The 21,327-nt window shown below is 68.5% G+C and carries 19 protein-coding genes; 8 read left to right on the top strand and 11 right to left on the bottom strand.

What is annotated here, in order from left to right; all coding sequences use genetic code 11:
* The first annotated feature begins 48 nt into the window (after nucleotides 1–48).
* Together ACFVJ3_RS31125 and ACFVJ3_RS31130 are read left to right on the top strand one after the other, a co-directional pair.
* A complete protein-coding gene (locus ACFVJ3_RS31125; protein ID WP_378455736.1) occupies nucleotides 49–885 on the top strand; it encodes a sulfurtransferase in 837 nt (278 codons plus the stop codon).
* A 3-nt stretch (nucleotides 886–888) separates the two neighbouring features.
* A complete protein-coding gene (locus tag ACFVJ3_RS31130; RefSeq protein WP_073363076.1) occupies nucleotides 889–1,194 on the top strand; it encodes a DUF1416 domain-containing protein in 306 nt (101 codons plus the stop codon).
* Between the two features lie 67 nt (nucleotides 1,195–1,261).
* Here the strand turns inward: ACFVJ3_RS31130 and ACFVJ3_RS31135 are convergent, their stop codons facing one another.
* Nucleotides 1,262–2,557, bottom strand: coding sequence for a cutinase family protein (locus ACFVJ3_RS31135; protein ID WP_378455737.1), 1,296 nt, complete (start codon nucleotides 2,555–2,557; stop codon nucleotides 1,262–1,264).
* 243 nt (nucleotides 2,558–2,800) lie between these two features.
* Here ACFVJ3_RS31135 and ACFVJ3_RS31140 point away from each other — a divergent pair, with 243 nt between their 5' ends.
* Entirely contained in the window at nucleotides 2,801–3,523 is a 723-nt protein-coding gene (locus tag ACFVJ3_RS31140) for an FABP family protein (RefSeq protein ID WP_378455738.1), read from the top strand.
* A gap of 95 nt (nucleotides 3,524–3,618) precedes the next feature.
* Complete coding sequence (locus tag ACFVJ3_RS31145) at nucleotides 3,619–4,728, top strand: type IV toxin-antitoxin system AbiEi family antitoxin domain-containing protein (RefSeq protein WP_378455739.1); 1,110 nt, start codon at nucleotides 3,619–3,621, stop codon at nucleotides 4,726–4,728.
* 242 nt (nucleotides 4,729–4,970) lie between these two features.
* Here the strand turns inward: ACFVJ3_RS31145 and cydC are convergent, their stop codons facing one another.
* From cydC to ACFVJ3_RS31170, 5 genes are all read right to left on the bottom strand, one after another.
* Entirely contained in the window at nucleotides 4,971–6,650 is a 1,680-nt protein-coding gene (cydC, locus tag ACFVJ3_RS31150; RefSeq protein ID WP_378455740.1) for a thiol reductant ABC exporter subunit CydC, read from the bottom strand.
* Complete coding sequence (cydD, locus tag ACFVJ3_RS31155) at nucleotides 6,640–8,343, bottom strand: thiol reductant ABC exporter subunit CydD (protein ID WP_378455741.1); 1,704 nt, start codon at nucleotides 8,341–8,343, stop codon at nucleotides 6,640–6,642. The genes cydC and cydD overlap by 11 nt, the downstream gene beginning before the upstream one ends.
* Nucleotides 8,340–9,377, bottom strand: coding sequence for a cytochrome d ubiquinol oxidase subunit II (gene cydB / locus ACFVJ3_RS31160; protein WP_378455742.1), 1,038 nt, complete (start codon nucleotides 9,375–9,377; stop codon nucleotides 8,340–8,342). Before cydB ends, cydD begins: the two co-directional genes overlap by 4 nt.
* Before the next feature lie 10 nt (nucleotides 9,378–9,387).
* The gene (locus ACFVJ3_RS31165) at nucleotides 9,388–10,884 is read right to left on the bottom strand and encodes a cytochrome ubiquinol oxidase subunit I (RefSeq protein ID WP_378455743.1); all 1,497 of its coding nucleotides are present in this window, start codon (nucleotides 10,882–10,884) and stop codon (nucleotides 9,388–9,390) included.
* Between the two features lie 133 nt (nucleotides 10,885–11,017).
* A complete protein-coding gene (locus ACFVJ3_RS31170; protein WP_378455744.1) occupies nucleotides 11,018–11,890 on the bottom strand; it encodes an aminodeoxychorismate lyase in 873 nt (290 codons plus the stop codon).
* 62 nt (nucleotides 11,891–11,952) lie between these two features.
* Here ACFVJ3_RS31170 and ACFVJ3_RS31175 point away from each other — a divergent pair, with 62 nt between their 5' ends.
* From ACFVJ3_RS31175 to ACFVJ3_RS31190, 4 genes are all read left to right on the top strand, one after another.
* On the top strand, nucleotides 11,953–13,074 hold the full coding sequence (locus ACFVJ3_RS31175; protein ID WP_378455745.1) for a YgfZ/GcvT domain-containing protein: 1,122 nt from the start codon (nucleotides 11,953–11,955) through the stop codon (nucleotides 13,072–13,074).
* Nucleotides 13,071–13,739, top strand: a complete 669-nt coding sequence (locus tag ACFVJ3_RS31180) for an MOSC domain-containing protein (protein WP_378455746.1) — start codon at nucleotides 13,071–13,073, stop codon at nucleotides 13,737–13,739. Before ACFVJ3_RS31175 ends, ACFVJ3_RS31180 begins: the two co-directional genes overlap by 4 nt.
* Nucleotides 13,736–14,689 (top strand): asparaginase, encoded by a 954-nt coding sequence (locus tag ACFVJ3_RS31185; protein ID WP_005561133.1) that lies wholly within the window; start codon nucleotides 13,736–13,738, stop codon nucleotides 14,687–14,689. Before ACFVJ3_RS31180 ends, ACFVJ3_RS31185 begins: the two co-directional genes overlap by 4 nt.
* A 181-nt stretch (nucleotides 14,690–14,870) precedes the next feature.
* Nucleotides 14,871–15,071 (top strand): DUF3073 domain-containing protein, encoded by a 201-nt coding sequence (locus tag ACFVJ3_RS31190; protein ID WP_005244376.1) that lies wholly within the window; start codon nucleotides 14,871–14,873, stop codon nucleotides 15,069–15,071.
* A 109-nt stretch (nucleotides 15,072–15,180) separates the two neighbouring features.
* On the opposite strand, the gene purM is transcribed toward ACFVJ3_RS31190, so the two are convergent.
* The 5 genes from purM to ACFVJ3_RS31215 all read right to left on the bottom strand — a co-directional run bounded on the left by purM (nucleotide 15,181) and on the right by ACFVJ3_RS31215 (nucleotide 21,327).
* The gene (gene purM, locus ACFVJ3_RS31195; protein WP_005244377.1) at nucleotides 15,181–16,260 is read right to left on the bottom strand and encodes a phosphoribosylformylglycinamidine cyclo-ligase; all 1,080 of its coding nucleotides are present in this window, start codon (nucleotides 16,258–16,260) and stop codon (nucleotides 15,181–15,183) included.
* A gap of 120 nt (nucleotides 16,261–16,380) precedes the next feature.
* Nucleotides 16,381–17,964: an amidophosphoribosyltransferase gene (gene purF / locus ACFVJ3_RS31200; RefSeq protein ID WP_378455747.1), complete on the bottom strand. Its 1,584-nt coding sequence runs from the start codon at nucleotides 17,962–17,964 to the stop codon at nucleotides 16,381–16,383.
* A 561-nt stretch (nucleotides 17,965–18,525) separates the two neighbouring features.
* On the bottom strand, nucleotides 18,526–18,912 hold the full coding sequence (locus tag ACFVJ3_RS31205) for a sterol carrier family protein (protein WP_378455748.1): 387 nt from the start codon (nucleotides 18,910–18,912) through the stop codon (nucleotides 18,526–18,528).
* Nucleotides 18,913–18,916: 4 nt separating this feature from the next.
* Nucleotides 18,917–19,561, bottom strand: a complete 645-nt coding sequence (locus ACFVJ3_RS31210; RefSeq protein WP_378455749.1) for a CPBP family intramembrane glutamic endopeptidase — start codon at nucleotides 19,559–19,561, stop codon at nucleotides 18,917–18,919.
* Nucleotides 19,558–21,327, bottom strand: a complete 1,770-nt coding sequence (locus ACFVJ3_RS31215) for an alpha/beta hydrolase (RefSeq protein WP_378455750.1) — start codon at nucleotides 21,325–21,327, stop codon at nucleotides 19,558–19,560. Before ACFVJ3_RS31215 ends, ACFVJ3_RS31210 begins: the two co-directional genes overlap by 4 nt.

Here is a 21,327-nt window from a genome sequence, read left to right on the forward strand (position 1 = left end):
ACTGCTCGATCCACCCGACACAAGTAAGAACACATCGAAAGGAACACCATGGCTCGCTCCGATGTCCTAGTCTCCGCCGACTGGGCTGAGCAGAACCTCAACGCCCCCAAGACCGTTTTCGTCGAGGTGGATGAGGACACCAGCGCATACGACGGCGGCCACATCGAAGGCGCCATTCGCCTCGACTGGCGGAAGGACCTGCAGGACGGCGTCCGTCGTGACTTCCTGAACCAGCAGCAGTTCTCCGATCTCCTGTCCGCCAAGGGCGTCGCCAACGACGACACCATCGTTCTCTACGGCGGCAACAACAACTGGTTCGCGGCCTACGCGTACTGGTACTTCAAGCTGTACGGCCACCAGGACGTCAAGCTGATCGACGGCGGCCGCAAGAAGTGGGAGCTCGACGGGCGTCCCCTCTCCAAGGAGACCGTCACCCGCGAGGCCACCCAGTACAAGGCCGACGCACCCGACCTGACGATCCGCGCGTTCCGCGACGAGGTCATCGACGCCATCGGCAGCAAGAACCTCGTCGACGTGCGTTCGCCCGACGAGTTCTCCGGCAAGATCCTCGCTCCCGCGCACCTGCCGCAGGAGCAGGCGCAGCAGCGTGGACACGTCCCCACGGCCATCAACATCCCGTGGAGCACCACCGCAAACGAGGACGGCACGTTCAAGTCGGACGACGACCTGGAGAAGCTGTACTCGGAGAAGGGCTACGACGAGTCGAAGCCCACCATCGCGTACTGCCGTATCGGCGAGCGCTCCAGCCACACCTGGTTCGTGCTCAAGGAGATCCTCGGCAAGTCCGACGTCAAGAACTACGACGGCAGCTGGGTCGAATACGGCTCACTCGTCGGCGCACCCATCGAGTTGGAGGTTCACTGAGCCATGTGTGGAGCACCTGTACAGACCCAGACCCTGCCCGCGGGCGTCGACGTCGAGAAGGAAACGGTCATCACCGGCCGCGTTCTCGCCGCTGACGGCCAGCCGATCGGTGGAGCGTTCGTGCGCCTCCTCGACGGCGGCGGAGAGTTCACCGCCGAGGTCGTCGCCTCCGGCACCGGAGACTTCCGCTTCTTCGCCGCCCCCGGCGACTGGACCGTGCGTGCACTGTCCAGCTCCGGCAACGGCACCTCCACGGTGAGCCCGACGAGCGCAGGCGTGCACAACGTCGACGTCACGGTCGGCGAGTAGTCACCAGCTGAGCACCAGAAGGGCCCCGCTCCGGATCCGGAGCGGGGCCCTTCTGTCGTGCAGGGATCTAGTTGCCCGGTGCGGACGAGGCAGCCGGGGCCTTCCGATCCTTCTCCGAATGCGCGAGCGCGGTGATCCAGTCGACGACCTTCTCGCTCTCCCAGTACCAGGGGTCGTTCGGATTGTTGTTCCAATAGAACAGGTGCTCGATGAAGCCCAGGAAGATGTACGGCTTGATCACCAGTTCGAAGACGTCCCTGTTGTCCTCTACGAACCCCGGGCCCTCGTCGGCGAGCTTCGCCTTCACGACCTCCGAACCGGGGCCCATCGCCCAGTTGAGCGCCTCGACGATCTGCTCCTGGGACAGCTGGATGTTCCGGTCCGGGCCGTCGGGGTCGTAGGTCTGATCGGCGACCTTGCGGAGAACATCCAGGAAGGATTCGTCCGAGGCGAACCAGTCTTCGTGTGTGACGATGTGCACAATCGACCGCGCCGCCATACTCGATACCGCATTCGCGAAGTCGGAGACGGTCTGGCCCGGGTTCAGCAGGGTGAAGTGCATCTGTCCCAGCACCCCGAGCGCCAGCTCGAGGACGGCGATCTCCTGCGGCGCGTCGCACGCGATGTCGTAGGGGCGGCACGCATAGGTGATCTTGCCGTCGAGAGCGCCGTAGTCGGCCGGCTCGGATGACATGAAGCCACCCCCGGGTGGGCCGGGTTCGCCCATCGAGGGGGTGCCCGCGGGACGGTACGGGTCGCCGATCAACGCGACGCCGGCGATGTCGTCGGCGGTAACCAGAGCATTGCTGTCGCGATGGCCGAGTTCGCGCGCCACCCTTTCGACCACCTCGGCGCCGACGCTGTATCCGAGCAGCACGAACTTGGTGTCGTCGCCGCACTTCGCCTTGTTCTCGTCGAGGATCCTGTTCGTCGACGCGACACCCGCGACCATCGAATCCTGGTATGTCGGAACGGGTTGCAGCAGACCCAGGCCGTACGTGGACGGATAGGGCACGTACATCCACCCCACCGTTCCCGGCTCGCCCTTGTTGGCCTCACCGGTCGGCACCGTCACGTTGCCCACCCAGTTCGACCACACCTCGCCACTCTCCGCGAGGGGGTTTCGGTCTTCTTCCGAATCCGTCGCGCCCGAGACCGCGACGATGAGGATGTCCGGGCAGTCGACGGCGTAGTTGTTCGGATCGACACGGTCCGTGTCGGCACTCCCCGAACCGGCGCTGCCGGTGTCTGGCGCGGCGACGGCGAGTCCGGGAGCGCCGAACGCGGAGACGGTGAGCAGCAGCACCGTCGCCGTGATCGCGGCCCGCACCAGACCGGTGACGGCAGTACTCGATCGATGCATGGGACCTCCGGGAGGGACGGGAGACAAGACGACCGCATGGGGATGTTCGGAACCCGACCGGGTGGTCGCCTTCGAGAAACCGTAGCCGCAGTCACCGTAAGTCGCCTCCCGTTTCGACCGTTCGACGGGTTCGGTTTAGGATGTCCCCGTGGTTATCTTCTTCGAGGTACTTCTTGTCCTTGCCGCCGTGTTGATCACGTGGTTCTCGCTCTACACGATCTACCGCCTGGTCACCGACGAGTCGTGAGTCAGAACCCGGACGCAGGCGCAGATCCGCCTTCCGAGCACCCGACTACGAGCGCGCCCGCTGGGGACCCCCCTGCTGTGCGTCGTGGTAGCGGTGACGCAGCCGTCGCGGACGCCATCGAGCGTTCCAAGACGACGGCGTCGCGGAACATCCCGCAGCTTCCGGACCTTCCGCTGCCCGAGGACACCGCAAATCTGCGGCTCGGCCCGGATCTGAACAACGAACTCCTCGCAGTGCTGCCCCTCGTGGGTGTGTGGCGCGGTGAAGGGGAAGGCCACGACCCCGACACAGGCGACTACCCCTTCGGGCAGCAGATCATCGTCTCCCACAACGGTGGCAACTACCTCAAGTGGGAATCCCAGACCTGGGTTCTCGACGCCGACGGCAACTACGTGCGCCCCGACCTCCACGAGACCGGCTTCTGGCGGATCAGCGGAGACGGCATCCCCGGCAGCACCAACGAGGAAGTCGTCGAATTCCTCCTCGCCCACAGCTCCGGCATCGTCGAACTGTTCTACGGCCAGGCCCTCACGCAGTCGTCGTGGGAGCTCGCGACCGACGTCGTGATCCGCAGCACCTCCGGTGTTCTCGTCGGCGGCGCCAAGCGCCTCTACGGCATCGTCGAGGGTGGCGACCTCGCCTACGTCGAGGAACGCATCATCGCCGACGGTGAGCTGCGCCCCCACCTCTCCGCGCGGCTGTCCCGCTACGTTGGCTAGTGCGCTTCGCGCCCGTGAGTACTTATTAACCACGGGCGGTTGATAAGTACTCACGGCTCGGGTTATCCACAACCTGAGGTTCATCCACAGGCCAGTTGAGATCGGTCCGTTTCGGGCAAATCCTGTCGGTCGGCGTACGCACCGTCGCGTCCATGACGACTGCGACGATCGACTTCAGACCCGAATTCCAACGCGTCCTCGACTATCAGCACGGCCTCGTCACGGCCCGGCAACTGCGCGGACTGGGTATCTCTACCCGGCAGATACAGCACATGGTGGAGTCCGGCCAGTGGTCGGCGGTTCTGCACGGCGTCTACGCCGTCACGAACGGTCCGCTCGACCGGCCGATGAGGCTGTGGGCGGCGCTGCTGTTCGGCGGTCCCCGAGCAATTCTCAGTCATCGGACGGCGGCCGAAGAGTGGGGGCTGATGCCCGTCGACCCCGAAGGGCCGATTCACGTCACCGTGCCCTACGGGTTGTCTGCCGAGCCGCAGGGACCGACGTATCGGAAGGTCGGCCGGCGATCCGACCGTCCCGTCCCCCGCGAGGGCGATCTCCTTCACCCCGGGGTCGTGGTGCACCGATCCCGGGCGCACGCCCACATCCTCGTCCCGACGCTTCCGCCCCGAACGTCCCAGGCCGACACCGTCGTCGATCTCGCTGTCGCGGAGCCCTCGGCAGTGGCGGCCGCACGGGTCCTCGTGTCGGCGGTCACCGGCAGCAACATTGCGGTCCACGAGCTGCTTCGACGGATCGAGGAGCGTCCACCGCGCAGATACCGCAAGGCTCTGACCGATGCTCTGACGTTCGTCTCCGACGGAGTCCAGTCGATTCTCGAACACCGGTACGCCGTCGACGTCGAACTCGCGCACGGACTACCGGCCGCCCGACGACAGTCGCCTGTGCTCGTCGACGGAAAGACCCTCTACGAGGACGTGGACTACTCGGACAGCGGCGTTCCGCTCCTCGTGCGGCTGGACGGACTGCGGTACCACTCGTCGCGGTCGGTGGCGCTGCGCGACCGGCGTCGCGGCAACGCGGCGGAACTCGCCGGCAAGGCGGCGCTGGTCTACGGCTGGGAGGAGGTGACGCGGCGCTCATGCGACGTCGCGGCCGAGGTGCGGACGGTGCTCGAGCGGGGCGGCTGGAGTGGGCCGAATCCGTGCCCGCAGTGCCGTGAGTACTTATTAACGTCGGGCGGTTGACAAGTACTCACGGGCGCGGAGCGCACAACGGCCCCCGAGCCTTCCGGTGCTTGCGCACCGGGCCCGATCTGGACCAGACCGGGGGCTCGGGGGCCGGGTAGCTGCCTGGGATTCGCTCGCCGCTCGCGCGGTCAGTGAATTCCGTCAGCGGTAGCGGCTAGCTGGCAGCCACCTCACGTGTCCGTCTGTCATTCAATTTCAGACCACCTCCTTCCTCGTGTACTGAAGAACGTACGCCGCACTCACGGAGTCGGCAACGCATTTTCGCTCTCAGCTTTCTCGACCCGTATCACCAGGTCAGCGCTGGTATCCTCCGGAAGCTGGTGGGTGACCACCACGACGGTGCGCTGCGGCGACACCAGTTCGCCGTCGCGCGCGAGCAGTCGCCGGAGCAGGTCGGCGCCCGCGTCGGCGTCGAGGTGTTCGGTCGGTTCGTCCAGCAACAGCACCCGGGCGGGCGACAGCAGCGCCCTGGCGAGGAGCAGCCGGCGACGCTGTCCGCCGGACACCGCCCTGGCACCGCCGGCGAGGGACGTGTGCACGCCCTCCGGCAGCCCCGACACCCATCCCCCGAGCCCGACGGACTCCAGGACGGTCACTGCTTCCGCCTCCTCGAGGTCGCCGCGCGCCACCCGCAGATTCTCGAGCACGGACGTGTCGAAGAGGTGCGCGTCCTCCGCGAAGAATCCGACGTTGCGGCGGAGAACCTCGGACCTGACGTGGTGCAGGTCGAGTCCGTCGACCCGGACCGTCCCCGACACCGGCGGGAGCAAACCGGCCAGGCTCATCAGGGTGGTCGTCTTCCCGGACCCGCTGCCGCCGACGATCGCGACCCGGGCGCCCGGCCACAGGTCGAGGTCGAGCGGGGCGGTGACCTGCCCTCCGGGCCAGCCGCACCGCAGGTCCTTCGCGACGACTTGTGCGGGTCCGTCCAGTTCCCGGTCTCCGGGGTGCGGATCCGCGACGGCGGCGTCGAGCACCGCGAGTATGCGGCGCGATGCGATCCGGGCGCGGGTCAGTGCGACCGCTGCCGCGGGCAGCGCGGCCGTGGCCTCGAACGCGGACAGCGGCAGGAGCACGAGGATGCCCATCGCCATCGGGCTCATCGTCCCCGACGCGTACAGGTCCATGCCGATGAGTAGCGACGCGATCACACTCACGCCCACCGCGAGCGGCGTGGCGGCGTCCGCGAACGCGCTGGGTGCGGCGGCGCGGTCGGTGGCCGCGACCGCGGCATGTTCGGAGCGGACCGCCCGCGACACGGTCCGGTCGAGGCGACCCGCGACGCGAAGTTCCGCGGCGTGATCGAGCGCCGTGACGGCGTCCTCGCTGAACCGGGCACGCGAATCGGCGCCGGACGTCTCGGCCAGGCGGGCGGCCCGCGCGGACAACCAGGGCGCCGCGACCCCCGACACCGCGAGCGCCACCGCGAGCACGAGCGCCGAGGCGGGCGAGATCACCGCGAGGATGCCGACGGCGGCCACGGCCAGGACGACGGACACGGCGATGGGAATGACCGCGCGGACCACGACGTCACCGAGGGTGTCGACGTCGGCCCCGGTGCGGGCGAGGAGTTCGCCGCGGCGCAGGCCGGCAGCGGCCGCGGGGTCGCCATCGGCCAGCCGCTGGTACAGCTGGGTGCGGGCGGATGTGGTCCCGCGCAGGGCGGTGTCGTGGGTGGCCAGCCGCTCGAGGTAGCGGAAGACGCCGCGGGAGATGCCCAGTGCCCGCACCGCCACGACGGCGACGCTGAGGTCCAGGACGGGCGGCATCTGCCACGCCCTCGTGATCAACCACGCCGACAGCGCCGCCAGCGCGAGCGCACTGCCCAGTGTGGCCACGCCGGCGGCGACGGCCCGCAGTACCCGTCCCGGTTGCAGGTCGAGGAGCGGCAATGCCTGGATCAGCGGGTCACGCGACATCGGCGCTCACCTCGATCACCCGGTCGGCGGCCGCGAGCACGGTCGGCCGGTGCCCCACCACCACGACCGTCCGGCCGGCGGCGGCCAGGCTCCGCAGCGAATCGAGCACGGTCCGCTCCGAGGCGTCGTCGAGGTGTGCGGTGGGTTCGTCGAGCACCAGGACGGGACGCCGGGTGGCCAGCACGCGGGTCAGGGCGAGCCGCTGCCGCTGTCCGAGCGACAGTCCCGTCCCGCCGGATCCGACGCGCGTGTTCCAGCCGTCGGGGAGTTCCGCGAGGACCTCGTCGAAACCCGTCGCCGCACAGGCCTGTTCGAGGTCGACGACCTCGCCGATGAGCCGAAGGTTCTCGTCCAGGGTGCCGGGAACGAGGACGGGGTGCTGCGGGAGCCACGCCACCTGCGACCACCACGCGGACCGGTCGAGCGAAGCGACGGCGGCGCCTGCCACCCGCACCTCCCCACCTTCGGGTTCGACGAGGCCGAGGAGTGCCTGCACCGCAGTCGATTTCCCGGACCCGTTGGGCCCGGTCAGCACGGTCACCGCGCCGGGTTCGAGGGTCCCGGTCAGTCCGTGCGGCGCCAGGCCGTGCCGGGACCGGACGTCGACGCCGTCGAATTCGAGACGCGCCCCGGCCGCGACCACCACGACCGCACCGTCGGCGGCGTCGGGACGATCTGTGTCGATGACGGCGAAGGCCCGGCTCGCCGCGGCCATTCCGTCCTCGGCAGCGTGGAACTGGGTTCCGACCATCCGCAGCGGAAGGTACACCTCGGGCGCGAGAATCAGTGCGACGATTCCCGCTTCGAGTCCCATCTCCCCGTACACCAGCCGCAGTCCGATGCTCACGGCGACGAGTGCGACGCAGAGCGTGGCCAGCAGTTCCAGCACCATCGACGAGAGGAACGCCACCCGCAGCGCCGACATCGTGGTGCGGCGGTGGGCGTCGCCGAGTTCGCGCACCCGAGTCGCCGGTCCCTGTTCGCGGCCCAGCGCGCGGAGCGTGGGCAGTCCGGCGAGGAGGTCGAGCAACTGGGAGGACAGCGTGGTCATCGCCGTCAGTGTCTTGGCGGCCTTGCCCTTGGTGAGCAGGCCGATGAGGATCATGAAGATCGGGATGAGCGGTAGCGTGACGAAGATGATCGCCGCCGACGTCAGATCCTGAAACGTGATGACCGCCAACGTCGCCGGAGTGAGCGTCGCCGCGAGGACCAGGGCCGGAAGATACCCGGTGAGGTACGGCACGAGACCGTCGATTCCGCGGGTGAGCACGGTGGCGATCTCGTCCCGCCGCGGATCGAGCTCGCGCGGTCGCAGGCGCGTGGCGACGCCCAGGACCTCCCCCTTCAGCTCCGCCACGACCCGCGTGGCGGAGCGGTGCGCGAACCGGGACTGCAGCCAGGTGGCGAGCACCCGCACTCCCACCGCGGCGGCGAGGACCACCAGTTCGGTGGACCACCGGCCGAGGTCGGTGGCGTCGTCGACGATGACTCCGCCGAGCACGCGGCCGATCATGAGCGCCGACACGATGACCATCGCGACGTTGACGATCGACAGCGCGACCGTGAGGACGAGATACCCGCGGGCGGCCGCGGAGTAGCGCCAGAGGCGGGGATCGACGGGGCGCCGGGAACCTCGCTCCCCGCCCGGGCGTTCCTCGACCGGGCGGGGTGCGTCGCCTACCGCTGTGCTCATCTGCGCTCGAGCGGGAGACCGATCGACGGCGGGATGTGCTTGGTCGAGATCCGTTGACGGAACACCCAGTACGTCCAGCCCTGGTAGATCAGCACCACCGGGGTGAGGAAGGCTGCGGCCCACGTCATCACCTTCAGCGTGTACGGACTCGACGAGGCGTTGTCGATGGTCAGGTTGTACGCGGCGTCCAGCGTGGACGGCATGACGTTGGGGAACAGCGAGCCGAACAGCAGGGCCACGGTGGCGATGACCGCGATCGACGTGAGCAGGAACGCCCAGCCCTCCCGTTCGGCGCGGGTGAACGCGACCACCCCGAGGAGTGCGGCTGCGGCGATCGCGACGAGGATCCACGTCCAGCCCTTGCCGTGCGCCAGCTGTGTCCACAGCACGAACGCGCCTGCCACCGGAACGGCCGGGATGGCGAGCCGGGACGCCAGTTCGACGGCGTCCGTGCGTACTTCGTCGGCCGTCTTGAGTGCGAGGAACACCGCGCCGTGCAGTGCGAACACGAGTGCGGTTGTCAGACCGCCCAGCAGCGCATAGGGATTGAGCAGATCGAAGAGGTTCGAGGTGACCTGCTTGTCGGCGTCGATGTCGACACCCCGCACGATGTTCGCGAACGCGACACCCCACAGCACGGCAGGCACCCAGGACCCGAAGACGATGCCCCAGTCGCATCGCCTGCGCCAGGTGTCGTCGTCGATCTTGCCGCGGTACTCGATGGCGCAGATCCGGACGATGAGCGCGACGAGAATGATCAGCAGCGGCAGATAGAAGCCGGAGAACAGGGTGGCGTACCACTCCGGGAACGCCGCGAACAACGCGCCGCCACCGGTGATGAGCCACACCTCGTTGCCGTCCCACACGGGGCCGATGGTGTTGAGCACCACCCGCCGTCGCGTGTCCCCGTTCGGGTCCTTGCGCCTGCCCAGCACCGGCATCAGCATGCCGACACCGAAATCGAATCCCTCGAGGACGAAGTACCCGATGAAGAGCACCGCGATCAGGATGAACCACACTTCTTGAAGTCCCATGACCGTCTCCCTAGTACGCGAACGAGAGTTGCTCGGGCTTGCCCGGTTCTTCGGGCTCGTCGTGGTCGTCGCCCGGTGGATGCGCGTCGTGTTCGAGTGGTCCCTCGATCGTGTAGCGGCGGATGAGCGTGAACCACACGACGGCCAGCGCCCCGTAGACCACCGTGAACGTGATGAGCGAGACCCAGACGGTCCACGCGGAGTGATTCGAGACGCCTTGGTCGACAGTCAGTCTGATCATGTCTACACCGGTCGGGTTGGGTGCCACGACCCACGGTTGGCGGCCCATCTCGGTGAACACCCAGCCCGCGCTGTTCCCGAGGAACGGCGTCGGGATGACGAGGATGGACAGCCAGCCGAACCACTTCTTGTCCGGGACGCGGCCGCCGCGGGTCATCCACAGACCGACCACGGCGAGTAGCGCCGACCCGGCGGCCCAGCCGATCATCGCGCGGAACGTCCAGTAGGTGACGAACAGGTTGGGCTTGTAGTTGCCGGGCCCGTACATCTCCTCGTAGCGGGCCTGGATCTCGGTGACGCCCTCGACGGTGGAGTCGAAGGTGCCGTCCGCGAGGAACGAGGTGAGCCCGGGGATCCTGATGAGCTGGGTGATGCTCTCGCAATTGTTCTGGGTGCCGACGGTGAGGATGGAGAAGTCGGCACCGGTTTCGGTGTGGCACAGCGATTCGGCCGATGCCATCTTCATGGGTTGCTGTTCGAACATCAGCTTGCCCTGGATGTCGCCGGTGATCGCGAGTCCGATGCCCGCGGCGACCATCACCCACAGCGCGAGGATGGTGACCGGACGGAACATCGTCCGGGCGGTCTCCTCGTGCTTCTTCGCCACTTCGGGTTCGGTGGCTTCCTTCGATTTGCGCATGCTGCGCACCATCCACCAGCCGCCGACGCCGGCCACGAACGTGCCTGCCGTGAGGAACGCTCCGGCCACGACGTGCGGGAAGGCCGCGAGAGCTGTGTTGTTGGTGAGCAGTTCCCAGATGCTGGTGAGTTCCGCGCGTCCGGTCTCGGGGTTGTAAATGGCCCCGACCGGGTGCTGCATGAACGAGTTGGCGGTGATGATGAAGTACGCGGACGCGTTCACACCGATCGCGACGAGCCAGATGGTGGCGAGGTGGACGAGCTTGGGCAGCCGTCCCCAGCCGAAGATCCAGAGGCCCAGGAACGTCGACTCGAGGAAGAACGCCACCAGTCCCTCGAGGGCGAGGGGTGCGCCGAACACGTCACCGACGAAGCGTGAGTACTCGCTCCAGTTCATCCCGAACTGGAATTCCTGCACGATGCCGGTGGCCACGCCGAGCGCGAAGTTGATCAGGAAGAGTTTTCCGAAGAACTTGGTGAGCCGATACCAGTGGTCCTTTCCGGTGACCACCCACATCGTCTGCATGACGGCGATCAGCGGGGCGAGCCCGATCGTCAGCGGAACGAGGATGAAGTGATAGACGGTGGTTATGCCGAACTGCCACCGGGAGACATCCAAGGCATCCATGGCTACTCCGAAACTGGGCCCGTAGGACAGGCTTCAGGGCCGGAGCGTGGGCTTCCGCCCGACCCTTGAAAACAACGTACTGCGGGGTCGTTTCCCCCGCAGGACTTTGCTACTACGAAATGTAGTAGACCTGTCAAGCCTCCGCGGACTCGGTACCCGCCGTCTCGACCGCGAGGTCGACCAGCTCCACGATCTCGTCAGCGAGGGGCGCCACAGGCAGGGCCAGCCCGTCGATCTTGCGCACCTGCGCGGCCATGGTGACACTGGAGATGAGCCAAACACCTTCCGCTGTAATGAGATCCGCCGGACGCAGCGCCGCGTACTCGCAGCGGAACCCCTTGCCGGACGCCACCTCGTACAGCGCCTGCTGCGTGGTGCCGGGCAGGATTCCGTGCTCCGGCGGCGGCGTGAGGAGCGTCTTCTCGCGGGCGATGACCACCGTGGAACGTGGCCCTTCCAACACATTCCCCTCACTACTGACGAAGATCACATCGTCGGCGCCGAGTGTTGCCGCGTACCGCAGCGCCGCCATGTTCGTGGCATACGACAAGGTCTTCGCCCCGAGGAGCTGCCACGGCGCGCTCGCCGACAGATCCACCGAGTAGCCACGGGCCAGTGTGAGTACCGACACTCCGTCGCGCCGTGCCTCCAGGATCCGCTCGGAAACCGGCCCGACGGTGACGAAGGCGGTCGCGTCGCCACCGGACTCCCGGCCGCGGCTGAGCACGAGTCGCATGGCGCCCTCCCGCTCGGACCCCCACTCCTCGACGGCCAGCTCGAGGGCCAGCCGCCAGTCGTCCAGGTCCTGGGTAGGCAACCCGAGGGCGCGCGCCGACGCGACGAGACGAGTGAGGTGTGGCTCGACCTTCAGTGCGCGACCGGCGCGCACCAGCAGCGTCTCGAAGACACCGTCGCCGCGCACCACCGCCAGATCGTCCGCGTGCAGCAGGGGGGCATCCGCGTCCCGCACCTCGTGGTCCAGCGTCACCAGCACTCGATCAGACATGACACCCAGCCTATCGACCCTGCTGACCGCCACCTGTGGTCCATGGTCCCTAGACTGGGTTCGTGGTCGACAAACTGCCCGTCTCACCCAGTCCACTCGTCACGGCCCCGGGCGCGGTCCCTGCGCCGGAAGGCTCTCCCGACGCCGGCGTCGCCTGGCATCACGGCGATCCGCTCGGCGAACAACGCACCGCGGAACGTTCCGCGGTGGTCGTCGACCGTTCCCATCGGTTCGTCATCGCGATCAGCGGACCCGAACGACTCACCTGGCTGCACACCATCTCGAGCCAGCACGTCGCCGCGCTCCCCGACGGCGCGAGCGCCGAGAACCTCAGCCTCGACGTCAACGGCCGCGTCGAGCACCACTTCGTCCAGACCGACCTGGACGGTGTCACCTGGATCGACACCGAGGCCGACCGCGGACCCGACCTCCTGTCCTTCCTCACCAAGATGGTGTTCTGGTCCAAGGCCGAGCCCCGTGAGGGCAACGAGCTCGCGGTCCTCAGCGTGATCGGCCCCGACGCCGTGACGGTCCTCGACGCAGCCGGTGTCGGGGCACCCGCCGAGCCGTACGCCGCCGCCGCGGTGCCCGGGGGCGGGTTCGTCCGCCGTATGCCGTGGCCGACCGCCGACTCCTTCGACCTGCTGATCCCGCGCGAAGGACTCGCGACGTGGTGGGGCCGGCTCACCGCCGCCGGCGCCGCTCCCGCGGGAACGTGGGCGTTCGAGGCACTCCGGGTAGCCGCCGCACGGCCCCGGATCGGACTCGACACCGACGACCGCACCATCCCGCACGAGGTCCGCTGGATCGGCGGTCCCGCCGAGCACGGCGCCGTCCACCTCGAGAAGGGCTGCTACCGCGGCCAGGAGACGGTGGCCCGCGTCCACAATCTCGGTAAACCGCCCCGCCACCTCGTCCTGCTGCACCTCGACGGCAGCGCCGAAGGCCGGCCCGAACCGGGCGACCCGGTGACGGCGGGAGGCCGTGCGGTCGGACGGATCGGCACGGTGATCGACCATCACGAGCTCGGACCCATCGCGCTGGCCCTCGTCAAACGGTCCATCCCCACCGACACCGAACTGGTGGTCGGTTCGTGCGCCGCGTCCATCGACCCGGACTCGGTGCCCGCGGACGACACGGTCCAGGCGGGCCGCGCCGCCGTCGACCGGCTCCGGGGACGATGAGCGAGGCTACCGCGACGGCCGGCGAGGTGCTGGCCGTCTGCGTGCTGCACACCGAGCGGGACAGCGGCACCCGGAGGGTGACCCGCACGGCGATCGACAAGCGCCCCGTCGACGGCCCCGTGCGCGTCACGGCCGCCGGACTGGTCGGCGACCGCGTCTGCGACACCGAATACCACGGCGGCCCGTTCAAGGCCGTCTACGCCTACCAGGAGGACGAGGCGCAGCGCTGGGCGTCGGAGCTCGGCCGCGAACTGCCCCCGGGATGGTTCGGCGAGAACCTCCGCCTCGACGGGATCGCCGCGAGCGACGCCGTGATCGGCGAGCGCTGGCGGATCGGCACCACCGAACTGGAGGTGACCAGCCCGCGGACACCGTGTGGCACGTTCGGCGTCTGGGCCGCCGAGCCCCGGTGGGTCAAGCGGTTCTCCGAACGTGCGGACACGGGCGCGTACCTGCGGGTGGTGACGGAGGGGTCGGTCACCGCCTGGGACACCGTCGAGCGCATCCACGTGCCCGGCCACGGCGTCACCGTGCGCGATCTGTTCACCGGCCGCGACCCGGAACGGTTCGCGGCGCTGCTCGAACAGCAGGAGAACCTCTCTCCGACCGTCGCGGACAAGGCCCGCCGACGGATCGCCGGACTGGAAGTGCAGGTCAGGTATTGAGCATCGAACTGGTCGAGGTCGTCCGTTCCGGATTCCGTGAGTGCGTCCACCGCGGTTCCGCGGTGATTCTCCGCGCGGACGGCGAGATCGCGCTCACCCTCGGTGAGGTGCACACGCCGATCTACCCGCGGTCGTCGAACAAGCCGTGGCAGGCCGTGACGATGCTGCGGAACGGCTTCGAGCCGTCCAGTTCCGAAGAGCTCGCGATCGCGACCGCATCCCACGAGGGCGAGTCGGATCACATCGAACTCGTCGAGCGGCTGCTCGCCCGGTACGGCCTCGACGAGGACCAGCTCCGCTGTCCCGCCGATCTGCCCTCCAACGAACTCGCGCGGGCCGAACTGCTGGCCGCCGGTGAGCTCCCCCGCCCGGTGTACATGAACTGCTCCGGCAAGCATGCGGCGATGCTCGCCACGTGCCTGGCCAACGACTGGCCGTTGGACAGCTACCTCGAGCCGACGCATCCGCTGCAACTCGCGGTCGTCGAGACGCTCGGGTCGATCAGCGGCGACGTCGACGCCGAGCTCGGCATCGACGGATGCGGGCTGCCGATCGTCCCGCTGTCGCTGACGCATCTGGCGCGGGCGTTCGCCCGGCTCGTCACCGCCGAGCCCGACTCCCCCGAGCTCGCCGTCGCCGACGCCGTCCGCGAGCACCCGTACCTCGTCTCGGGCACCGGCAAGGACGACGCGCGGCTGATGCCGGTCGTGCCCGGGCTGATGACGAAGGCCGGAGCCGACGGTGTCTACGCCGGCGCTCTTCCCGACGGCTCGGCGTTCGCGCTGAAGATCGACGACGGCCACGAACGGGCCCGGTTACCCCTCGCCGCAGCACTTCTCCACCGGATGGGCGCCGAGTGGACCGAGGATCTGGCGGCCCTCGCATCGCAGCCGGTGCTCGGCGGCGGCGTCCGAGTGGGGACGGTCCGGGCAATTCCGGGAGTCTTCTGAAGGCGAAATACCGGCATCGGGGCAGCTCGCGAGCCCGGTGAGACTAAACCGACACCGCTTCGGGGTGTGGATGGAAGCGCGAGGGACTTTTCCACGCTAGAGTGTGGGGCAGGAACTTACACACTCAAACGGGGCCGCCAAATTCCCCAGGCCGCCCCGCGAAAGCGCGAGGGGGTCAGCCATGGGCCGCGGCCGGGCTAAGGCAAAGCAGACCAAGGTTGCACGCGAGCTGAAGTACAGCGTACCGACCACGGATTTCGACAGCCTGCAACGAGAGCTCTCAGGTGGGTCGTCCAACTCGCATCGGGACGAGGTCTTCGCTGACCAGCGTGCCGACAGGGAGGGTCACTCCCGGGAGGACGACGACGACTGGCGGCGCTGAGATCTGAAGACAACGAAATGAGGGGGAGCCGGTACCGGCTCCCCCTCATTTCCACATCTTCAGCCGGTCGGGGCCGCTAGCTCGCCCCGTTCCGACAGACGGCGTCCGCCTAGAACCTCGGGTGATCGCCGGCGAGAATTGCGCGCTCGGCCGACACGTCGTGCGACTTCTTGATGCTGCCCAGCGTCCAGCAGTCGATGTGCCGCGCCGTCAGGACGGCCAGCGCACGATCGACGTCCTCGGGCGCCACGATCGCGACCATGCCGACACCCATGTTGAACGTCTGCTCCATCTCGGCCCGCTCCACGCGTCCGCGCTGCGCGATCATCGCGAAGATCGGAGCCGGGCTCCAGGTGCCGCGGTCGAGTTCGGCGACCAGACCCTTCGGCATGACTCGCGCGAGGTTGTTGGCCAGTCCACCGCCGGTGACGTGGCAGAACGTGCGCACATCGGTCTCGGCGGCGAGGGCCAGGCAGTCCTTGGCGTAGATCTTCGTGGGCTCGAGCATCTCCTCGCCCAGGGTGCGGCCGAACTCGTCGACATGCGCCGTCAGGCTCATGTGGTCGATCTCGAGCAGAACCTTGCGGGCCAGCGAGTAACCGTTGGAATGCAGTCCGGACGAACCCATGGCGATCACGACGTCGCCGGGACGGACCCGGTCGGGCCCCAGCACCTGGTCGGCTTCGACCACACCGACGCCGGTCGCGGACAGGTCGTAGTCGCCGTCCGCCATCACACCGGGGTGCTCCGCCGTCTCGCCACCGAGCAGCGCGCAACCGGCCTGGATGCAGCCTTCGGCGATGCCGCTGACGAGTTCGGCGACACGCTCCGGGACGACTCGCCCGACGGCGATGTAGTCCTGCAGGAACAGCGGCTCGGCGCCGCAGACGACGAGGTCGTCGACGACCATCGCGACCAGGTCGAGACCCACGGTGTCGTGCTTGTCGAGTGCCTGAGCGACGGCGAGCTTGGTGCCCACACCGTCCGTGGACGCCGCGAGCAGCGGCTCCTTGTAGTCACCCTTGAGCGAGAACAGACCCGCGAATCCACCGAGACCACCGAGAACCTCGGGGCGGCTGGCACGCTTGGCCAAGGGAGCGAAGAGTTCCACCGCCCGATCGCCTGCGGCGATGTCCACTCCTGCGGCGGCGTAGGACGCGCCAGGGCGACTTGTCGGATCCTCGGTCATGTGGTTGTTACTCCAGCCTTCTGTTGCTCGTCAAAATCGTGTCGGTCGGGCAATCGAGTGCTGTGATTGCGTCCTTACGGTACCGGAGTACGTTCTCCGGCCGGATCCCGATGGTCCGGCCTACGGCCGACTGAGGGCGTTCGCGTTGTCGTTCTCCCGCGTCGCGGGACCGCCTGCCGCGCTCTCGAGCATTCCCTCGAGAACGTTCTTTCCGATCGACGTCTCCGTGGGGAGCGCGATGGGGTACGTGCCGTCGAAGCAGGCCGCGCACAGTCGCGTCGCAGGCTGCTCGGTGGCGGCGATCATGCCTTCGGTGGAGATGTAGCCGAGGGTGTCGGCGCCGATGGAACGGCGCACCCCTTCGAGCATCTCGTCGAAGCTGCCGGGCTCGCCACCGCCGCCCGCGCCGTTGGCGATCAGCTCGGCCGGTGAGGCGAAGTCGATGCCGTAGAAGCAGGGCCACTTCACCGGCGGCGACGCGATCCGGACATGGATCTCCAGTGCGCCGGCCTCGCGGAGCATCCGGATGAGGGCGCGCTGGGTGTTACCGCGGACGATCGAATCGTCCACCACCACGAGGCGCTTGCCGCGGATGACTTCCTTGAGCGGGTTGAGCTTGAGGCGGATACCGAGCTGGCGGATCGTCTGCGACGGCTGGATGAAGGTGCGGCCGACGTAGGCGTTCTTCATCAGACCCTGGCCGTACGGAATGCCCGACCCCTGCGCGTACCCGACCGCGGCCGGAGTGCCCGATTCGGGGACCGGGATGACGAGGTCGCCCTCGGCGGGGTGCTCGGTGGCGAGGCGGCGGCCGATCTCGACGCGGGTGGAGTGCACCGAACGTCCGGCGATGACACTGTCCGGGCGAGCCAGGTACACGTACTCGAACACGCAGCCCTTGGGCTCGGGGTTCGCGAAGCGGGAGGAGCGGACACCGTCGGCGTCGATGGCGAGCAGTTCGCCGGGCTCGATGTCGCGGACGAAGGACGCGCCGACGATGTCGAGTGCGGCCGTCTCGCTGGCGACGACCCAGCCGCGGTCCAGGCGTCCGAGGCACAGCGGGCGGATGCCGTGCGGGTCACGGGCCGCGTAGAGCGTGTGCTCGTCCATGAAGGTGAGGCAGAACGCGCCGCGCAGCGTCGGCAGGAGCTTCATGGCCGCCTGCTCGATGGTGCTGTCCGTGGCGGCGTGCGCGAGGAGGGCGCCGACGACGTCCGAGTCGGACGTGGCGCCGCCGGGGCGCTTGTCGTTGACCAGGCCGGCTTCACGGGCGCGCTGCGCCAGCTCCGCCGTGTTGACGAGGTTGCCGTTGTGCCCGAGGGCGATGCCGCTACCCGCGGCGGTGGTCCGGAAGATCGGCTGCGCGTTCTCCCACGTGGTCGAGCCCGTGGTGGAGTAGCGACAGTGGCCGACGGCGACGTGGCCCGGCATCGCTGCCAGGGTCTGCTCGTCGAACACCTGGCTGACCAACCCGAGGTCCTTGAAGACCAGCACCTGCGAACCGTCGGCGACGGCAATGCCCGCCGCTTCCTGCCCACGGTGCTGCAGAGCATAAAGCCCGTAATAGGTGAGTTTCGCCACATCCTCTCCCGGCGCCCAGACGCCGAAGACTCCGCATTCCTCGCGGGGCTCGTTCTCGTCCTCGTCGGACGGGTTCGAAGAGAGAAGATTAGGACTGTGGACCGACAGATCGGCTCTGGTCACCGGGGTGCTCCCTGGGGATGGGCGTGTGAGGGGCAAGGTCAGTCTACGTGCCCTTCGCCGTCGCTTCGCCCACGGTGCCGATCGAACCGGCCCGACTGGCGGACGGACGGCCGAAAATGGATTGGTTTCGGTGTCGATCAGCATCCTCGAACCACAGCGCGGGGGCTCTTCCGATGAACGTCCGCAGCACGGCACCGACCGGCGCAGAACGCCTGCTGAGCGCCTTCGAAGGTGCGATGGGCATCACCATTCCCGTGCACGTCCGGTGACCTCGAAATCGAGGGCGACGTCTTCCGGCTGCTGACGCTTCCGGATCTCGTCGACCGGCTGGGCACTCTCAGAGTCCGCGGATCCGACCGCGGCACCGTCCTGAAGTCACTGTCGACATTCGTCCGGCTCGGCGGCCTCGGTCTCCGTCCGACGTCGGTGGAGGTGCCCCGACGTCGCGGCCAGCGCCCTGGGGTTCGAGGAGAAGGACCGGCTGACGACCCGTCAGGTGCTCGCCGTGCGTCCGTCCGACGACGGGTCGAGCGGGCCTGCCGCGCGTTGTGGCTGGGCTAGCTATACGCGCAGCAGCGGCAGCCAGTGGGCGATCTCCCCGGCGCGACTCCCCGACACCGAGACTCCGCCGTAGGCGGTCGCGCTGTCGAACTCCAGCAGTCCCGTCACCAGCAGCAGCCACGTCCGGGGGTCGGTCTCCACGACGTTCGGCGGGGTGCCGCGGGTGTGCCGGGGACCCTCGATGCACTGGACCGCGACGAACGGGGGAACCCGCACCTCCACGCTCGAACCGGGCGCGACCTGCTCGAGCGTCCGCGCGCTGAGCCGGACCGCCGCGGCCAGCTGGGTGCGGGACGGTTTCTCCTCGGAATCGCCGCGCAGCCACGGACCGACCTCGAGTACGGCGGCCCTCAGTTCGGCGGGATCTACGGCTCGGCGCGGCGGCATACGCTCAATCTACTGTGCGGGCCCGCACGAATTCGGCGGCCACCACCCCGCCGACATTGACCGAAAGGTGCAGCAGTGCAGGGGCTACGACGCTGCCGCTGCGTCGACGCAACCACTCGAACAGCCACGCGGAGGAACCGGTGAGCAGCACGCTCGCGGCGACACCGTCACCGGCGATCCGGGCCGCGCGCACGTGCCACAGCCCGAACGCGGCGGCGTGCAGGACGTGGGCAGGCGCGGGCGGCCAGGCCCGGCGCAGCATCGCGGACAGGACGCTGCGGAACAGCAGTTCTTCGTGCGCCACGGTCCCCACCGGGATCCGGAACCCCACCCAGCCGACGAAAGCGGTGACGCCGTCGCCCGTCGGCACGCGTCTGCGCAGTGCGGGCACGCTCAGTGTGATGGCGTATCCGGCGAGCGGAATCAGTGACGCCAGGGCGCCGTACCGCAGCCCGGACGGCACCTTCGACGCGGACAGGCCGAGTTCGTCGACGCCGTACCCTGCGGCACGCGCGGCTCCCACGACCGACAGTCCGAGCGCGCCTCCCGCGACGGCCCGCCCGTACGGGCCGAGCCCCGAACCGGGCAGCACCACGTTGTTCCACAGCACGGCCGCCGTCGCACCGGCAACGGAGGCGCGCCTGCTCACTTCTCCGGACCCTCTGTTCCGGCGAGGGATTCGAGAGTGGACCGGACGCGTTCGGTGTCGACTGGTGTCCACCCCTCGGGCTGGGCGACCGTGATCCAGCCGTCGAGGACGAGAGTCCCGTAATTGTGGCCGTGCCCGTCCGGCACCCCGGCGGCGTTGGTGAGGTCGGCGGAGACCTGCCAGAAGGTCACGAACGGAAACCATTTCATGGACGGCGAACGATCCTCGCCCGGTGTTTCCTTCAACCAGTCGGGCCGGGTGAACGCGAGGTCGGGCGACCACCACACGACGGGATCGGACGGATGCTGGATGTACAGGATGCGCGGCGACAGCCACTCACCGGTGTTCTCGACCATGTCGGCGGAGTCGTCGGCGAACCGCACCACCAGACCCGCCGCGTACTCGGGGTCCACCTCGGGAGTGCCGGGGTCTCGGCGCTGGATCAGCTGTCCCCACAGGCGGTTCGAGTTGGGCGGTCCGACCCACAGCACGCCGTCGACGGTCTGCCGGATATCGCTGAGCGTGTCGAAGGCGCCCTCCCCCGCCTGCGTGCCGAGACTTTCGCCGTAGACCAGCAATTTGGGGCGCGTCGCCTCGGGTTCCTGCAGCCACCGCTCGTGCACGCGGTCGATCAGTTCCTTCCCCGCCTCCGCGGCCTTCTCGCGGTCGGCGAGGAACGAGATCCAGCTCGGCAGGAACGAGTACTGGCTGGCCACCAACGCCGTGTCGCCGTTGTGGACCAGCTCGATCGCCTGCGCCGCAGTCGGATTGATCCAGCCGGTGCCGGTGGTGGGGATGACGACGAGGACCTTGCGCGAGAACGCGCCGGTCCGCTCGAGTTCGTCGATGACGGTATCCATGCGCGCGTCCGGGTCCTCGGCGGTCTCGAGTCCTGCGTAGACGCGGATGGGGTCCTTGGCCGGTGTGCCGTTGGCTGCCGTGAGTTCGTCGGCGTCGAGCCCTCGGGACACGAAGTTCCGGCCCTCGTACCCCAGGGTGTCCCAGGGGGCGAGCGACTCGGGGCTGCCCGACTTCTCCGGGTCGAGTGGTTGCTCGGTGCCGTCGCGGGTGGTCGAATTCTGCAGGCTGAACGCTGCATTCGTGGCGGCGTAGATGCCGCGCATCAGAACGCCGTCGACGAGCAGGAAGAACAACACCGTCACGATGAGGATGCCGACGGTGGTGGCCGTCGGGATCGCGAGGTGCCACCGCCGGATCAGTCGTGCCGCGATCCACCGCACCAGTTCGCGCAGCAGCCGCCACACCGAGATGATCGTGGCGCCCACGAGCAGGCTCAAACCGCCCGTGCGGATGTAGCCGGTGGTGGTGGTTCCCTCCGCCCCCATCAGCGCGGCGAGCTCGCGCTGCCATGCCGCGGAGTACGCGAGCATCACGAGACTCACGACCACACAGGTCACCGTCACGATGACGCGCAGGCCGGTGGACCACGGTTCCGGCAACGGCCACCACGACCGGTGCCGCAGGAAGTAGCGGCGCACCAGCCAGCCGATCGCCGTTCCCACCGTGTAGCCGATCGCGGCGTTGATGCCGCCGATCAGCCCCTGGAACAACCAGTCGCGGGGCAGCAGCGACGGCGTCAGCGACCAGCAGAAGAACAGCGTCGCGAACGCGATGCCGGTGAAGTCGAGCCGAAGGAAACGCCAGGTCCGGTCGAGTCGGGGACCGTGGAGGAGTGCAGGATCAACCAGCCGCGAGAGTTCCCGCGGCCCCCTGTCAACCCTCTCCAATGCCCCCGATTCGACCAT

The organism is Rhodococcus sp. NPDC127593 (assembly GCF_042671975.1).
Classification (GTDB): Bacteria; Actinomycetota; Actinomycetes; order Mycobacteriales; family Mycobacteriaceae; genus Rhodococcus_F.

What these genes read in the sequence shown, in the direction of transcription:
- ACFVJ3_RS31205 (WP_378455748.1), bottom strand. Translation starts at nt 18,912, where the DNA reads ATGCCGCCGCGCCGAGCCGTAGATCCCGCCGAACTGAGGGCCGCCGTA.
- ACFVJ3_RS31135 (WP_378455737.1), bottom strand. Translation starts at nt 2,557, where the DNA reads ATGCATCGATCGAGTACTGCCGTCACCGGTCTGGTGCGGGCCGCGATC.
- cydB (WP_378455742.1), bottom strand. Translation starts at nt 9,377, where the DNA reads ATGGGACTTCAAGAAGTGTGGTTCATCCTGATCGCGGTGCTCTTCATC.
- ACFVJ3_RS31130 (WP_073363076.1), top strand. Translation starts at nt 889, where the DNA reads ATGTGTGGAGCACCTGTACAGACCCAGACCCTGCCCGCGGGCGTCGAC.
- ACFVJ3_RS31180 (WP_378455746.1), top strand. Translation starts at nt 13,071, where the DNA reads ATGAGCGAGGCTACCGCGACGGCCGGCGAGGTGCTGGCCGTCTGCGTG.
- purM (WP_005244377.1), bottom strand. Translation starts at nt 16,260, where the DNA reads ATGACCGAGGATCCGACAAGTCGCCCTGGCGCGTCCTACGCCGCCGCA.
- ACFVJ3_RS31125 (WP_378455736.1), top strand. Translation starts at nt 49, where the DNA reads ATGGCTCGCTCCGATGTCCTAGTCTCCGCCGACTGGGCTGAGCAGAAC.
- ACFVJ3_RS31170 (WP_378455744.1), bottom strand. Translation starts at nt 11,890, where the DNA reads ATGTCTGATCGAGTGCTGGTGACGCTGGACCACGAGGTGCGGGACGCG.
- ACFVJ3_RS31165 (WP_378455743.1), bottom strand. Translation starts at nt 10,884, where the DNA reads ATGGATGCCTTGGATGTCTCCCGGTGGCAGTTCGGCATAACCACCGTC.
- cydD (WP_378455741.1), bottom strand. Translation starts at nt 8,343, where the DNA reads ATGAGCACAGCGGTAGGCGACGCACCCCGCCCGGTCGAGGAACGCCCG.
- ACFVJ3_RS31190 (WP_005244376.1), top strand. Translation starts at nt 14,871, where the DNA reads ATGGGCCGCGGCCGGGCTAAGGCAAAGCAGACCAAGGTTGCACGCGAG.
- ACFVJ3_RS31215 (WP_378455750.1), bottom strand. Translation starts at nt 21,327, where the DNA reads ATGGTCGAATCGGGGGCATTGGAGAGGGTTGACAGGGGGCCGCGGGAA.
- cydC (WP_378455740.1), bottom strand. Translation starts at nt 6,650, where the DNA reads ATGTCGCGTGACCCGCTGATCCAGGCATTGCCGCTCCTCGACCTGCAA.